This is a genomic window from Chryseobacterium sp. 2VB (genome assembly GCF_005503635.1).
Lineage (GTDB): Bacteria > Bacteroidota > Bacteroidia > Flavobacteriales > Weeksellaceae > Chryseobacterium > Chryseobacterium cupriresistens.
In genome coordinates this window covers 160,383-175,168 of the sequence record NZ_SCNC01000001.1, presented here as the reverse complement: position 1 = coordinate 175,168, position 14,786 = coordinate 160,383, and the positions used below count along the sequence as shown (strand labels likewise).

At 36.8% G+C, this 14,786-nt stretch carries 13 protein-coding genes; 6 read left to right on the top strand and 7 right to left on the bottom strand.

What is annotated here, in order from left to right:
- Nucleotides 1-99: 99 nt before the first annotated feature.
- The 7 genes from FFS26_RS00795 to FFS26_RS00765 all read right to left on the bottom strand — a co-directional run bounded on the left by FFS26_RS00795 (nucleotide 100) and on the right by FFS26_RS00765 (nucleotide 7,052).
- Nucleotides 100-1,479 carry an MBL fold metallo-hydrolase RNA specificity domain-containing protein gene (locus FFS26_RS00795; RefSeq protein ID WP_137904020.1) on the bottom strand — a complete coding sequence of 460 codons (1,380 nt, stop codon included), beginning with the start codon at nucleotides 1,477-1,479 and terminating at the stop codon, nucleotides 100-102.
- 11 nt (nucleotides 1,480-1,490) lie between these two features.
- Complete coding sequence (locus FFS26_RS00790; protein WP_137904019.1) at nucleotides 1,491-1,907, bottom strand: Hsp20/alpha crystallin family protein; 417 nt, start codon at nucleotides 1,905-1,907, stop codon at nucleotides 1,491-1,493.
- Nucleotides 1,908-1,976: 69 nt separating this feature from the next.
- Entirely contained in the window at nucleotides 1,977-2,348 is a 372-nt protein-coding gene (locus FFS26_RS00785) for a hypothetical protein (RefSeq protein WP_137904018.1), read from the bottom strand.
- Between the two features lie 81 nt (nucleotides 2,349-2,429).
- Nucleotides 2,430-3,482: a response regulator gene (locus FFS26_RS00780; RefSeq protein WP_137904017.1), complete on the bottom strand. Its 1,053-nt coding sequence runs from the start codon at nucleotides 3,480-3,482 to the stop codon at nucleotides 2,430-2,432.
- 11 nt (nucleotides 3,483-3,493) lie between these two features.
- Nucleotides 3,494-4,681, bottom strand: a complete 1,188-nt coding sequence (locus FFS26_RS00775) for a PAS domain-containing sensor histidine kinase (RefSeq protein ID WP_110008725.1) — start codon at nucleotides 4,679-4,681, stop codon at nucleotides 3,494-3,496.
- Between the two features lie 119 nt (nucleotides 4,682-4,800).
- Entirely contained in the window at nucleotides 4,801-5,676 is an 876-nt protein-coding gene (locus FFS26_RS00770; protein WP_110008724.1) for a universal stress protein, read from the bottom strand.
- An 11-nt stretch (nucleotides 5,677-5,687) separates the two neighbouring features.
- Complete coding sequence (locus tag FFS26_RS00765) at nucleotides 5,688-7,052, bottom strand: L,D-transpeptidase family protein (RefSeq protein WP_137904016.1); 1,365 nt, start codon at nucleotides 7,050-7,052, stop codon at nucleotides 5,688-5,690.
- A 249-nt stretch (nucleotides 7,053-7,301) separates the two neighbouring features.
- On the opposite strand from FFS26_RS00765, the gene FFS26_RS00760 reads away from it, so the two are divergent.
- From FFS26_RS00760 to FFS26_RS00735, 6 genes are all read left to right on the top strand, one after another.
- Nucleotides 7,302-7,964, top strand: a complete 663-nt coding sequence (locus FFS26_RS00760) for a BON domain-containing protein (RefSeq protein ID WP_137904015.1) — start codon at nucleotides 7,302-7,304, stop codon at nucleotides 7,962-7,964.
- 38 nt (nucleotides 7,965-8,002) lie between these two features.
- On the top strand, nucleotides 8,003-8,767 hold the full coding sequence (locus FFS26_RS00755) for an MlaE family ABC transporter permease (RefSeq protein ID WP_137904014.1): 765 nt from the start codon (nucleotides 8,003-8,005) through the stop codon (nucleotides 8,765-8,767).
- Entirely contained in the window at nucleotides 8,767-9,546 is a 780-nt protein-coding gene (locus FFS26_RS00750) for an ABC transporter ATP-binding protein (protein WP_137904013.1), read from the top strand. The genes FFS26_RS00755 and FFS26_RS00750 overlap by 1 nt, the downstream gene beginning before the upstream one ends.
- A gap of 12 nt (nucleotides 9,547-9,558) precedes the next feature.
- Entirely contained in the window at nucleotides 9,559-10,602 is a 1,044-nt protein-coding gene (locus FFS26_RS00745; RefSeq protein ID WP_137904012.1) for an MlaD family protein, read from the top strand.
- Nucleotides 10,603-11,037: 435 nt separating this feature from the next.
- Entirely contained in the window at nucleotides 11,038-12,174 is a 1,137-nt protein-coding gene (locus FFS26_RS00740) for an FIST signal transduction protein (RefSeq protein WP_137904011.1), read from the top strand.
- Between the two features lie 2 nt (nucleotides 12,175-12,176).
- Nucleotides 12,177-14,438, top strand: a complete 2,262-nt coding sequence (locus FFS26_RS00735) for a PAS domain-containing hybrid sensor histidine kinase/response regulator (protein WP_137904010.1) — start codon at nucleotides 12,177-12,179, stop codon at nucleotides 14,436-14,438.
- Nucleotides 14,439-14,786 lie beyond the last annotated feature (348 nt).

The following is a 14,786-nucleotide window of genomic DNA, read 5'->3' as shown; positions in this document are numbered from 1 at the left end:
TCAGCAAGTGAAAGTATTATGGGAGAATTTAAAAGCACTTTTGTTTTTATGGCCGCCGCTTCTGTGGCAATGCAGTTTATCATTTAAAATAACAAATTCCTATTCCACTTGTTCTAAAATACTTTCTTCATCTTTTTTAAGAATCTTAACCGGAACCTGAAGCTCCGTCTGGATTTTTACCCTCAGGGCTTCCAATGCAGACAGCTCACCATGGACAAGCATGACCTGCTTTGGAGGAATTTTATATTTTCTGATCCATTCCAATAATTCAGACTGATCTGCATGCGCGGATAACCCTGTAATTTCTGCAATTTGGGCTCTGACCTCATAGTATTTTCCGTGCATTTTAAGTTCATGAGATTGATTTAACAATGCCCGGCCCCTGGTACCTTCAGCCTGAAATCCAACGATAAGTACTGTATTTCTGCTGTCGCCGATATAGTGTTTCAGGTATTCCAGCACTCTTCCGCCTGTAATCATACCACTTCCTGCAATAACAATTTTTGATTGTTTTTCTGCAATTATTTCCTGGGTTTCAGTATAATCCTCTGTTATGTAAATCTTTTCAATAATGTCATTCCATTGCTGTCTCCCGACTAATGTATAATCTGAGTACCTTACCATAATTTCGGTAGCGGCAGCTGCCATAGGACTATCAAGAACCACCGGAATACTGCCCGGGATTTTATTCCTGTCTTTAAGTTCCTGAAGGATATAAATGATTTCCTGTGCCCGCCCGACTGCAAAACAGGGAATAATTATATTTCCCCGGTCTTTTACAGTCTTATTAATCCAATATTCCAACTGATCAGATAAATCTTTATTTTCGTGGAGCCTGTCTCCGTAAGTTGATTCCATAACCAAAAAATCAGCCTGTGTAAAAAAATCGGGAGGAGCTAAAACTGCGCTGTGATTTCTTCCTATATCTCCTGAGAAAACTATTATTTTCCCAAAGCAGGTAATTCTCACAGAACAGGCTCCTATAATATGCCCACAGGGTTTAAACATACAGCTTATATGCTCGCTTAGCTTAATTTCCTTATTCTCATTAATCACAAAAAACTGCTTAAAAGATCTTTCAGCGTCATTTACCGTATACAGAGGTTTTGCCGGATGATGTCTTGTATAATGATGGCGGTTGGCTTTTTCGGCATCTTCTTCCTGAAGTTTGGCGCTGTCAAGTAATATCAGTTTTGTAAGTTCCTTAGTAGGACCGCTCATGTAAATTTTACCTTTAAACCCATTCTTTACGATAAGCGGAATATATCCGCAATGATCAAGGTGGGCATGGGTAAGAATAATGGCGTCTATTTCCGAAACATCGGTATCCAGCTGCACCCAGTTTTGCTCTCTAAGGTATTTTACGCCCTGAAACAGACCACAATCAATAAGAATAGTAAGTTCAGGCGTTTTTAATAAATGCTTCGATCCGGTAACTGTTTCTGCACCGCCAAGTGATTTTAAAGTAATCGTTTTCATTTTGATATCATTTACTGGACTTTTACTTTTTTATTCATCTGTTTTACGGTATTGGCTTTACCCATTTTAATGTACAGCCGGCCATTTTTATAATGGGCTTTGATATTACTGACATCAATACCTTCCGGAAGCCTGAAACTTCTTGCAAGAGAAGAGGTTAAAAATTCTTTTCTTACATAATTTTTTTTAATTTCTTCTTTTTTATCTGATGTATAAGCCTGAATGTTCAAAATGCCGTTTTCTATCTTGATCTTAAATTCATCTTTCTTAAAGCCGGGAGCATTAACCTGTATCTTGTAATTTCCGTTTTTATCAATGATATTGACTGAATGTTCTATTTTAGCAGGCTGGTTAACAATTTCGTTTTTACTCCAGAACTCTTCTGTTAATAGTTTTACTGCAGATTGTTTTTGGGTTAAAGTTTTCATAATAACCGTTTTTGATTAGATATCAAAGGTACCATAAGACGTATTCAGAAACCGTGACAGTGATTGCACTTAATTGTGATCGTCATCATCCTTCTGCCACCTATTGATAATATTGATAACTTCCCAGGCACCGGACGGATCTGCATTTCTGATAAATGTCCATCGTAAACTGTCATTCCGTATTCCGGGCACATCATCTTTAAAAGGGTCTTTAAGCCATGCTATAATATATCTGACTCCTAATGAAATAAGAATTTCAAAAATAGAGGACGAAACAGAACAGTCGTCACCGGTAATGATAACAACATCCTTTGCCTGGGCAAAATATACTGTTGCCTCATCCAACGGAACGCTGATGATGGTAATTTTATGTCTTTTATGATTGGCTAAAGCAAGAAATTGTTTGTCAATCTGACTTATATTATATGCGATCACTTTCATAGCTTCTGTTCATTCATCAAATGTATTGAAGAATAAAAAAGCCAGCCGTGTGCAAAATCATTATTAAAGATGATCTGTATTTTAATTTTTCATCTTCTGTAATCGGGTAATGTCCAAAATTGTAATCCTTCCAGCATTTCTATCAATAAGACCTTCTTCTTTAAAGTCTCCGAGAATCCTGCTTACTGTCTCGATAGCCATACCGGCCATAGAAGCGAGATTCTCCCTGGAAATTTCGAAATTTCCCGTCTCCGGATGCACCTGATATAATCTGCTGAGAATTTCTGCCATTCTTTTTCTTACTGAAAAATAAGCGAGATGTAAAAGCTGCTGTTCATGGTTGACAACATTTTGTGCAAGAATTTTAATGAACTTTTCTGCTACATCAGGATATTTACAGACCAAATGATCCAGCTCTTCTCTGGGAATAGAACATAAGGCAGCATCTTCAAGTACTTCGGCCGTTTCTTTATATTCTCTTCCTGTAAACAATGAGGTAATTCCAAAATATTCGTCAGGATAATATACACATGTCATCAGCTCCTTTCCCTCCTCCGTCATTTTTGTAGTTTTTACCGACCCGGAAAGTATGAGGTACACAGCATTTGCCGTATCACCTTCAGTGTATATAATCTGTTTCTTTTTGAGAGTTTTGATTTTGCGGACATCAAAAGATTTTTTCAGTTCTTCAAGACCACTTACAGATCGGAACAAATGATTCATCTGATCACAATTGGTGCTATAAGACTTTTTCTGATGCTCTCTTTTTTTAAGCCTGCTCTCAATTGCATTTAAAAGTTCAATATCATCAAACGGCTTTGTCAGATAATCATCCGCCCCCATTTCTATTCCCCTGCGTATTTCTGCCCTGTCCGCTTTAGCTGTAATAAAGACAAAGGGGATCAATGAAGTTTCTTCTCTTTTGCTTAAAAGATATAATACTCCATACCCATCGAGCTCCGGCATCATAATATCACACAATATAATGTCAGGTATATATCTGATGGCCAACTCCACTCCCTGTCTGCCATTTTTTGCCTGCAAAACCTCATAGCCGGCCAGTGTCAGAATTTCAGAAGTGCTTTCCCGGATGTCATCATGATCCTCAATGATCAATATTTTTGTTTTTTCCATACATAATGAACTTATTTCCTTGTAAAAGACAACGTAAACTGAGTTCCTTTACCAGGCTCGCTATTAAAATCTATATTCCCGTTCATCAGATTAACATACCGGAGAACAATATTTAGTCCCAGACCGGTTCCCGGAATATTACCAATGTTATGAGCCCTGAAAAAAGGCTGGAAGAGCCCTGCATGATCATCTTCAGGAATCCCTATTCCATTGTCTTTTACCGTCATCAGGTAATATTCTTTATTTATTTCCGTACAAAACTCAATAAGTGTATTTTCCCCGGAATACTTTATAGCATTACTGATCAGATTCATGAGGCAGTTTCTTAATAAATTCTGATCCAGACTGACAAGATTTTCTACTCCGGTATGCTGATAAATTATAATTTGATTGTCTTTGGTAATCAGCTGCATTTCTTCCACAAGTTCTTCTGAGAAATTTATAATATCAAACTCATTATAAGTTGGGGTTACCATACCCGCTTCCAGTTTTTCCAGGGAAAGAAAATCATTAAGAATCCCGTTGAGACCAGCAATTGCATTTTTTATTTTATGAAGATGTTTCAGGATTTGAGAATGATCAGCAAGCTGAAGGTATTTTTCAATTAGAACGACAGAAAGCTGCATAGAGCTTAAAGGGGTACGGAATTCATGCGAAGCCATAGATACAAAACGGCTTTTCATCCGGTTAAGCTCCTTTTCTTTTTCAAGGGAAAGATTCGCTTCTTCTTTTGCTTTTTCCAAAGCACTTAGCATCTCCTGAAGAGATTTTGTTCTCTTTTCAACCAGGTCTTCAAGTTCCTCGGTGTATTTTTTAAGAAATTCCTCAGCTTCTTTCTCTTTAGAGAGGTCGTGAATAAACCCGGTATAAATAACCCTGTCCTGGAGCTGGACTTCGCTTACAGCAAGTCTGAATGGAAACTGGGTACCATCTTTCCTAAGCCCTTTTACTTCTCTGCCTTTACCAATTATTTTTTTCTCTCCTGTCTGCTGATAGCGCAGAAGATACCCATCATGTCTGCTGTGATCGGGTTCCGGCATTAACACAGAAATATTTTTACCAATTAACTCTTCTTCTCTATACCCAAATATCTTTAACGCAGAGGGATTCAAATTTTCAATCTTACCCTGACTGTCAATAGTAATAATTCCGTCTATTGCTGCTTCTATAATTGCTTGTAAGAGTCTGGCGCTTTCCATAAAAAATAAATACTTACCCTTATTAAAGATAAGTATTTTAAATCAATTTTCTATGAAACACTGTAATATGTTAACAAATAAATATTTTTTAATTATTATTTTTATCAATATTTTGGAATCTAAAAATAGATGTGCCCTCCTTCCGGAATAATCAATAAAGGAATCTGTAAATCGTGAGCTTGTCTGGCTGCATGACTACCGGTAATAAGCCTGCTTATAAAGCTTTTTTGCTGATGACCCATCACCAGCATATCAATGCTTTTCTCTTTTAAAATGTTCAGTCCTGCATCAATGCTCTCGCTTTCAATATAGTTATAACAGATTTTTCCTTCAAGATCTCTAAAAAAAGTATCTTTCTTCTGCTGATAGGATGTATTATCTATAAGATCAACAGCGGTGTCTGTGATATGGGTTATAAGCAGTTCAGCATTGAAATACTTCGCAAATTTGATCAGCGCATGTGATATTTTTATATCCTGTATATTCAAATCTGTGGCAAATGCAATCTTTTTCAGGTCCTGATATTGATATCCTGCCGGTATGAGAAGTAATGGATATTCAGTATGCTCAATCATTTTGATACTGTTGCTCCCCAGAAGAAACCGTGCAAGATTGCTTGCTCCTTTCATTCCCATTACCACCAGTAATGTTCTGTTTCTAGCCGCTGTATCGTTGATCAGCCGTATGGGATCTCCTGTTTCGCATGTATAATAGATGGAAGGATGAAAAGGAAAAGAATCCTCTCCCCACAAATGCTTTTCTTTATATTCAATACTTTTTACCTCTTTCTTCAATTCATCCTCATATTCTTTCTTTAGTACAGGATATTCATATAAAGTCCATGCGGTCTGTCCGAGCATGGGCTCTTCAACAGGTATATGGAAGGCATGACACAGTTCTATATTACTTTTTAATGTATGTGCCAGGTGAAGAGCATATTCTGCGGCAGCTCTGGCGGGCTCTGAAAAATCGGTGGGTACTACAATTGTTCTCATTATTTTAGTTATTAAAATTGAAGTTTACGTTCCAGGATAGGATCAAGATTATAAATATCATTATAGAATACCAGCTTTCCGTTTTTGATAAGGCAGGTAAGGTAAGCAATCATGATAGGAACCGGATGTTTTAAAACAAAATCTTTTCTTTCATAACGATCCATAAAAGATTTCATAAGCGGGATCTCTTTTTCAGCTCCATCATATTTCAGCAGCTGGGCAGCCAGGTCTCCTGCATTTTCTACACGGATGCATCCATGGCTTAAGGCCCGCTGCGTCTTTTCAAATAATTGTTTCTGAGAGGTATCATGAAGGTATACCCCATAGGAGTTTGAAAATCTGAAAACGACAGCTCCAAGCGCATTATCACAGCCGGAAGACTGCCTTATACTGTATTGATACGGGTTTTTATATATTTGTTTCAAATTTGAAGAAGTAGCAGGTATTGCTTTTCCTGATCTGTCATACAGTGAATAATGATGATCTTCGAGATACCGGCTGTTTTTTACTATTTTAGGAAGCATTTCTTTTATGAATATATTTTGAGGAACTTTCCAGTCAGGAGCAGTTGTAAAATAATCAACGGTACTCTTTAAAACAGGACTTGGCGTAGAGGGTTTTCCTACAATCACCTTATAATGGAGTATCCTGTCTTTCTGAACGAAATCCAGGGAATAAGCAGGAATATTCACCAACAGATAAGTATCTCTGCTTGCGTCCATCCAGCGCAAACGCTCCATATTGATAGCAATCTTTTTAAATTCTTCTTCCCGGCTTTTAACACCATCGCCATAATTCACATTCAGATAATTCTGAAAATCAACGTATTCCTTAATTTCAGGCTGAACATCCAGAACTGTTTTTTGTAAATCATCTTTCTGTAATGCCTGATGCAATATCTCTACTGCCTTAAAACCTTCTATATTATTACCATCAATAAAAGACGAACTGTAAAAAGGATTGTATTTTCCAAAGTGCAGGTAATTGATATAAGTAATAAGAGCATCTGTCATTAAAATATCAGTTACAGCATTTTCTTTGGTATCTGTATATTGAGTTTGCTCTGCAACAATATTTAAAATTTCCGGGGTAAGACTCTGCTCATGGTAATCTTTGGAAGATAGTCCCCTTTTACCGGTATCTTTCAATAAAAGAATGGCATCCTGAAGCAGGCTCTTCTTTACAGAGGGATTCATCCAGACATATTCAAACCCGTGTTGATGATAAAACTGGTTTACAGATTTTGGAAAGTGCAGTTCCGTAAGTTCAGCTTTATCACGGAGTACAATTGCTATTTGATTGGCAGCACTTATATCTTGTCCGTGGAAAAATGTAATACTGAAAATAACAGTTATCCAATTCAATAAAGTCTTCATAATCCTTAATTTATGAATGTAAAGTTCCAAATTCATTGCCTGATGAATAATGACCCTTATCACATAAAAAAATGACATAATCCTGTACTCTATTTTTCTTATATGAATACAGCAATCATCTGTTTTGATAAATCAACTTAAAAATTATATGCACAACCATCATATGATCAACATCATTTTTCAGAATGACTGCCATCATTCCTTTAACTGTAAGTCTTCCTGAACTTTGAAGTACAAAATTGACTACAGATGAAAACAAACGAACAATTACAGCAAGATGTACAGGATGCCATCAAGTGGGAACCTCTGCTCCACCCTGCAGAAATAGGAGTTACGGCAGCAGATGGGGTTGTATCTTTAACCGGAACTGTTGATAGCTTTTCGAAAAAGAAACAGGCAGAAAATGCAGCCAGAAATGTAGCCGGAGTAAAGGTACTGGTAGAAAACATCCAGGTAAAACTTCCGGACTCAAAGGTAAAAACGGATGCTGAAATTGGTGCTGAAATCATCAGTGCTTTTGCTTCCAATGTTATTATTCCTCAGGATAAGATAAAGGTTAAGGTAGAAAACGGATGGGTAGATCTGGATGGTGAGCTTCCCTGGGATTATCAGAGAGAGATTACTGAAAATGCAATACAATTCCTCCCCGGAATAAAAGGTATCTTTAATAATATCACCATCAATCCCGATACTGATGATACGGTCAGTAAAAATAAAGTAGAAGAAGCATTGAAAAGAAGTGCTGTTGATGAAAGAGAAATAACGGTCTCTGTAACTGGTACAACAGTAACCCTGACAGGAACTGTCCATTCATGGCAGCAAAAGGAAGAAGCAGGCCGGATTGCCTGGAAAACTCCTGGTATTAAACATTTAAAAAACAAACTGGAAGTCGATTATGAATACAATGTATAAGTAAAAGATTCCGGTTATCAGAAATTAAACAGAATATTGTGAAATCTTTTCTTACAAAAAGCTTTGCTATTGCAGGCAATATTGCCTCCTTTTCTGCCCGGTTTTTCAGAGAAATGGTGAAATCCGGTTTTGAATATAAAGAGTTTACCAGACAATGTTTTGTTGTGGGATATCAGTCATTACCTCTGGTCACCGTAACTGCTTTTATCATGGGGCTGGTACTTACCATTCAGTCACGTCCGGCAATGTCCAGATTTGGGGCTGAATCCTGGATACCGGGTATGGTTTCCCTTTCATTAATAAGAGAAATTGCTCCGGTTATTACCGCTCTGATCTGTGCAGGAAGAGTTTCATCCGGAATAGGTGCCGAGCTTGGATCTATGAAGGTTACCGAACAGATTGATGCTATGGAGGTTTCTGCCATTAATCCTTACCGTTATCTTGTTGTAACAAGAACCCTTGCCACAACATTAATGATCCCTGTCCTGGTAATTTTTGCCGATCTGGTGGGAATTCTGGGAGGTTTTATAGGAATCAATATTCACGGAGATAATAGTATCAGTCACTATTTTTCCCATGTTTTTGAGTCACTGGAATTTGCCGATCTTCTTCCGGCAACCCTGAAAACATTTTTTTTCGGTTTTTTTATCGGAATTATCGGCTGTTATCATGGTTTTAGTGCTGAAGGAGGAACAAAAAGCGTAGGAAAAGCTGCCAACACAGCCGTAGTTTCAGCTTCCCTGATGATTTTTATTATTGATTTGCTCGCAGTACAGATCGCGGATTTATTTTTTGAATTGTAATGAAAACATATGAAAACCTTAACGCTGAATTTACCTTACCTCAGATTAACGGACCGCTAATCGAGTTTAAGAATGTATGCAAATCTTATGGCAATAATAAGGTATTGGACGGGATCAGCTTTCAGGTTAAAAAAGGAGAAAATCTGGTGATATTAGGAAGATCAGGTTCAGGAAAGTCCGTTACGGTAAAATGCCTTGTAGGTCTTACCAAAATTGATGAAGGAGAAATCTATATTGGCGGAAAAGCAATAACCAGCCTTAATGAAGAAGAGCTTAACAAGGTGAGGAAAAAAATTGGTTTTCTGTTTCAAAGCGGAGCTTTATATGATTCTATGACGGTGAGACAAAATTTAGCATTCACCTTACAGCATCATAATAAAAATCTGAGTGAAGAAACAATAGATCAAGCCATTACAGAAGCGCTAAGCAATGTCGGCCTTGAAGAAGCCATCGACAAAATGCCATCAGAACTTTCAGGAGGAATGCGCAAAAGAATAGGCCTCGCAAGAGCTCTGATCATCAAGCCTGAAATAATGATCTATGACGAACCAACCGGAGGGCTGGATACGATTACTGCCAAAGAAATTATAGAACTGATACGCAGCATTAAGCAGAAGTTCAATACAACTTCTATCATTATCACCCATGATTTATTATGTGCAAAGTATACCAGTGACCGGGTTATTGTACTGAAAGATGGAAAGGTCAATATGGAAGGAACCTATCAATCTATTGAAAGCAATATGGACAGCTGGATAAAATCATTTTTTGAAAAATAAATGGAGGAAGTCATGAAAAACGAATCATCAAATAATCTGAAATTAGGAATCTTTGTTATCGCAGGGATCATCCTCTTTATATTGACCATCTATTTTATTGGCCTTAAAAGAAATATATTTGGTTCTAACTTTATTCTGCGTTCAGAATTCGAAAATGTAAGCGGATTAAAACAAGGCAGCAATGTACGCCTTTCCGGGATCAATATCGGAACTGTCAGTAAAATAGATTTTATTTCTGATTCACTGGTTATGGTAAAAATGAGCATCAAAAAAGATGTTCAGCAGTATATTAAGACAGATGCGGTTGCAAGCATCGCTTCAGACGGATTGGTTGGTGATAAAGTACTTGTTATTTCTCCGGGAACAGGTTCTGCCAATGTAGTTGGTAATAATACTGTAATTGCTTCATACAAAAGCACGGAAATTGAAGATGTCCTTTTCAGCATTAAGAAAAGCGCAGACAATATCCGGACCGTTACCACCGGACTGGTTGATTTCACAGCCAAGATGAACAATAAGGACGGTTTACTGGTAAAAATAATGACCAGTAAGGATTTTGCGAACCGTATAGACAAAACGGTACAGAATCTTCAGACAAGCATGAATGATTTCGCTTCATTCACTCCTGTTCTCCACAATAAGGATGGAATTATCTACAGGGTATTTGCTGATAAAAGTCTGAGCGATAATATGGAAAGCAGTATTCTTGATTTAAAAAACAGTGCAGGGCAGATCAGCCTTTTCGCTGCGAAACTCAATGATAAGAACAATATACTTTCTCAAATAACGACAAATGATACTTTAGCGGCCTCACTGGAAAAAACATTGACCAATCTGGAGAAATCTTCTGAGGATCTGAAAAAATTCACTACAAAGATCAACAATGACGAAAATGTAGTTTCCAAATTGGTTGATAATCCAAGATTGGGAAGGTCTGTAGATTCTACCATCAATAATATCGGTAAAGGGGTTGATGAACTCAGGGAATTAGAGGCTGCGGCCAGAAACAACTTTTTATTGAGGGGTTATTTCAAAAAAAAGGCTGCGAATAAGTGAAACCTGCTTTAATAAAATCAAAGACTCACCCGCTGCTTTCATACATAATATTCAATAATAATCAATTATAATTTAAATTTATCAATCTTTATGATAAAATAATTCATTAGTTGATGAAAATTACTTATTTTAGTAGTAAACTTAAAACTAAAACCAACGCAAATGTGTAAAATATTTATAGCCGACGATAATAATTTCTTTGGAGAAATGTTAAAATATCATCTCCCGCTAAATCCCGATTACGAAGTCCTGCTATTCAGAAATACAAAAAACTGCATTTCAACCCCATACAAATATCCTGGTATAATTTGTACTGACTTTCGATTACCTGACATTCAAGATGGTGAACTCTTTAAACAGATTAAAGCCATCTAAAAGAAATAGGAAAATCAATTATTTATAAGCGATTAATAACCTTGAAACAGCAATAATTACATGAAAGTTGCCAAATTACTTTTTATAAACGGAGATTTCAAATCAGAAAGAAATGAAGAAAAGCTTGACTATCACGAAGTGCAGCTCGTCATAGGATTTGGAACCAGAAATATTATAGAAAAAGAGGACTTTTTTATTCTTTTAAAGAAAAAGTTTCCGAATGCAGAGATCGCCCTCTCCTCTTCCTCAGGAGAAATTTTTTGTAATGAAGTGTATGATGGAACAGTTGTTTTAACCGCAATCAGTTTTTCAACATCTTTCATAAAAACGTCACAAATTGATATTGAAAATTTTTCAGACAGCTATGACGCAGGAAAAAAATTAATTGAAAATCTGCCTTCAGAAGGGCTTAGATGGGTATTCATCCTTTCAGATGGCAACAAGGTAAATGGCAGCCAGGTGGTACATGGACTTAACGCCAGCCGTCCGGAAAAAGTTTTGATCTCAGGGGGACTTGCCGGAGATGGGGATAAATTTGAAAAAACAGTGGTTGGGCTCAATCAGGTTCCCCAGCCCAATAAAATTCTTGCTGTTGGATTTTATGGAGAACATCTTGAATTATCACATTCTTCAATCGGAGGCTGGGAAAGCTTTGGACTTGAAAGGATAGTTACAAAATCACAAAATAATCTTCTTTACGAGATTGATAATAAAAACGCACTGGATCTCTATAAAAAATATCTGGGAAAATATGCTGAAGAGCTTCCCGGCTCTGCCCTGCTTTTTCCATTATCGCTTAAGCTATCCAAAGATCCGTCATCAGTAGTAAGAACGATTCTGTCCATTAAAGATGACACAATGATTTTTGCGGGAGATTTACCGGAAGGAAGCAAAGTAAGGTTTATGAAAGCCAATATGGACAGGCTTATTGATGCAGCAAATGACGCAGCAAATGAATGCCTCCGGATGACCCAACATAACATTAAACTGGGAATCATTATCAGCTGCGTGGGAAGAAAGATCGTACTGGGTGACAGAGTGTATGAAGAAGCAGATATTGTTCGGGATGTTTTCAAATCAGATACGGTACTGACCGGATTTTATTCATATGGAGAATTATCTCCTTTAAGCCCGTTTGGCAACTGTGCTCTGCACAATCAAACAATTACCATTACCACAGTGAATGAAATTGAATAGCTATGGAAATCAAATTACACAATTTGCTTGAAAGGCAGATTAATAAATACCTTACGGACGACTGTAAAAATCATTCGCAGTTTACTAATTTCATCAATGCAGTTAATGAATCCTACAAATCATTTGACAGGGATAAGGAACTCATGGACTACGCTTTCAAACAAAGTGAAGAAGAATATCAGGAGCTTTATCAAAATCTTAAAGATGAAAATACCCTTAAACAGGAATCTATCAGCAATTTATACGAGTCATTAAAGATTATTGACTCCGATATTGAAATAAAAAAATCAGAAGACCTTAAAGAATTATCCCTGTATCTTTCTGAACAGCTGAGAAAAAGAAAAAGGGCCGAAGATTACATAAAGCAACAGGAAGAGAAATACCGTAATATTATTGCTAATATGAATTTAGGGCTCATTGAAGTAGACAATCATGAAATTATCCGCTACGCTAATCAGAGTTTTTGTGATGTTTCAGGGTTTTCACTGGATGAAGTCATTGGCAAAAATCCCAGTGAACTTTTCCTGTATGGAGAAAATAATATCCGTTTCATACAGGATCAGATAGAATTAAGAAAAAAAGGAGTTTCCAGTGTGTATCAGCTTCCTGTCAGGAATAAGAAGGGGGAAACAAGATGGTGGGCCATAAGTGGAGCTCCCAGTTATGATGATCAGGGAAATTTATTAGGATCCATAGGAATTCATCTTGACATAACCGACCAAAAAAAACTGGAAGACGAATTAAAACTTGAAAAAGCAAAAGCCCTGGAGGCCTCCAAGGCAAAAGAGGTTTTTCTGGCCAATATGAGCCACGAAATCCGAACCCCTCTTAATGGCATCATTGGTTTTTTGCGTGAACTTAAAAGAAGCCACCTTTCTTCAGATCAGCAAGAATTTGTAGAAAACAGCTACAATGCTTCACAACACTTATTATCAATTATCAATAATATACTGGATATCTCTAAAATTGAATCGGGAGAAATGTCTCTGGAAAATAAAAGTTTTTCTTTAAAAGACAGCATTCAAAAGGTGATTTCTGTTCTCAAACCAAAAGCGGATGAGAAAAAACTCAAGCTGATCACCTATTTTTCACCTGATATTTTTTCTGTTTTAAAAGGTGATTCGTTAAGGCTTGAACAGGTTCTGTATAATATTATTGGGAATTCGCTAAAATTCACCAATGAGGGCCAGATCAGAGTTGAATCCAAGGTCTTGAAAAGTTTCCCCGACCAACAGACCATTTCAATCAGCATTACGGACACGGGAATTGGAATGAGCGAAGAATATGTACGTGATATATTCAAAAAATTCAATCAGGAAGACAGTTCAATTTCGAGAAAATATGGAGGTACTGGTCTTGGAATGTCTATTACACGGGAACTTATTTACCTTATGAAGGGTGAAATTAATGTTGAAAGTGAAAAAAATACGGGTACATCTATTACAATAACTTTACTTCTGGACAGAGGCAGTGAAGAGGATCTGAAAAAAAATGACTGGAAAAATCAACATATTTCCGTCGCCGGCACAAGAGTTCTTCTGGTGGAAGATAATGCCCTTAATCAGCTGGTTGCCGAAAAATCACTACATCATTTTAAATGCAGCGTCGCCAAAGCCGAAAATGGTAAAATAGCCATAGAAATTTTAAAAAGAGAAGAATTTGACATTATTTTGATGGACCTGCAAATGCCGGAAATGGATGGTATCGAAGCCACTAAAATAGTAAGAAAGGAACTTGGAATTAAGACTCCCGTGATAGCACTTACGGCCAATGCTTTTAAAACAGAAATAGATCATTGCATTAACGCGGGAATGAATGATTATATCACTAAGCCTTTTAATGAAGAAAATTTACTGAATATCATTTATAAGTATGTCAAAATTCATGAAAAAACTGCAGAGACAGTATCTGATACAGATGAAAAAAGCCTCTACAACCTGAAAAGGATACAAACCCTCAGCAGGGGTGATAAAGAATTTATACAGAAAATGATCTCATTATTTATTATGCAGACCGAGACAATAATTCCATTGGTGGAAAAAGCGTTTGAAGAGAAAAACTACACCGAAATTGCAAAACTGATGGATAAAATCAGACCGGGCATACAGTCTATTGGAATTGTTTCTATTGAGGATGTTGTAAAACAGCTTGAATTACTTGCAAAGGAACAAAATAAGGAATTTCCTGAGCTGTATTCCTTATTTGAAAAAATAAAAAAGACCCTTGAAATAGTGGTGACACAATTGAAAGATGAGATTAAATAACCTCATCTGCCTGATCGGGAAGTACGATTGATTGTGTTTTTCAGATTACAATCTTCCTGTTAATCCATAAGATCATAAAACAGTCTTCCAAAGCCTGCTTCCAGGGTTGAATTTGATATACCAAATGATACAATGAAAAATCCCCGGATCTCTCCGAGGATAAAAACTTATAAAAAAAATTTGATTAACATTCCAAAATTAATAAGACTTTCTTTTTGAGGTTATGAGCATGGTCATAAAAAAACCTCCCTGAGGAGGCTAAAAAAACTTTCTGTACTTATTGTTTGTTAAAACTTTGTAAATATAAGGATAGGCTGTAGTCATTCTCTACGGGAAACCGTAATGATT

Excerpts from the sequence above, each read along its gene's own strand:
- FFS26_RS00785 (WP_137904018.1), bottom strand. The coding sequence starts at position 2,348 with ATGAAAGTGATCGCATATAATATAAGTCAGATTGACAAACAATTTCTT.
- FFS26_RS00760 (WP_137904015.1), top strand. The coding sequence starts at position 7,302 with ATGAAAACAAACGAACAATTACAGCAAGATGTACAGGATGCCATCAAG.
- FFS26_RS00750 (WP_137904013.1), top strand. The coding sequence starts at position 8,767 with ATGAAAACATATGAAAACCTTAACGCTGAATTTACCTTACCTCAGATT.
- FFS26_RS00770 (WP_110008724.1), bottom strand. The coding sequence starts at position 5,676 with ATGAGAACAATTGTAGTACCCACCGATTTTTCAGAGCCCGCCAGAGCT.
- FFS26_RS00740 (WP_137904011.1), top strand. The coding sequence starts at position 11,038 with ATGAAAGTTGCCAAATTACTTTTTATAAACGGAGATTTCAAATCAGAA.
- FFS26_RS00765 (WP_137904016.1), bottom strand. The coding sequence starts at position 7,052 with ATGAAGACTTTATTGAATTGGATAACTGTTATTTTCAGTATTACATTT.
- FFS26_RS00780 (WP_137904017.1), bottom strand. The coding sequence starts at position 3,482 with ATGGAAAAAACAAAAATATTGATCATTGAGGATCATGATGACATCCGG.
- FFS26_RS00745 (WP_137904012.1), top strand. The coding sequence starts at position 9,559 with ATGAAAAACGAATCATCAAATAATCTGAAATTAGGAATCTTTGTTATC.
- FFS26_RS00795 (WP_137904020.1), bottom strand. The coding sequence starts at position 1,479 with ATGAAAACGATTACTTTAAAATCACTTGGCGGTGCAGAAACAGTTACC.
- FFS26_RS00790 (WP_137904019.1), bottom strand. The coding sequence starts at position 1,907 with ATGAAAACTTTAACCCAAAAACAATCTGCAGTAAAACTATTAACAGAA.
- FFS26_RS00735 (WP_137904010.1), top strand. The coding sequence starts at position 12,177 with ATGGAAATCAAATTACACAATTTGCTTGAAAGGCAGATTAATAAATAC.
- FFS26_RS00775 (WP_110008725.1), bottom strand. The coding sequence starts at position 4,681 with ATGGAAAGCGCCAGACTCTTACAAGCAATTATAGAAGCAGCAATAGAC.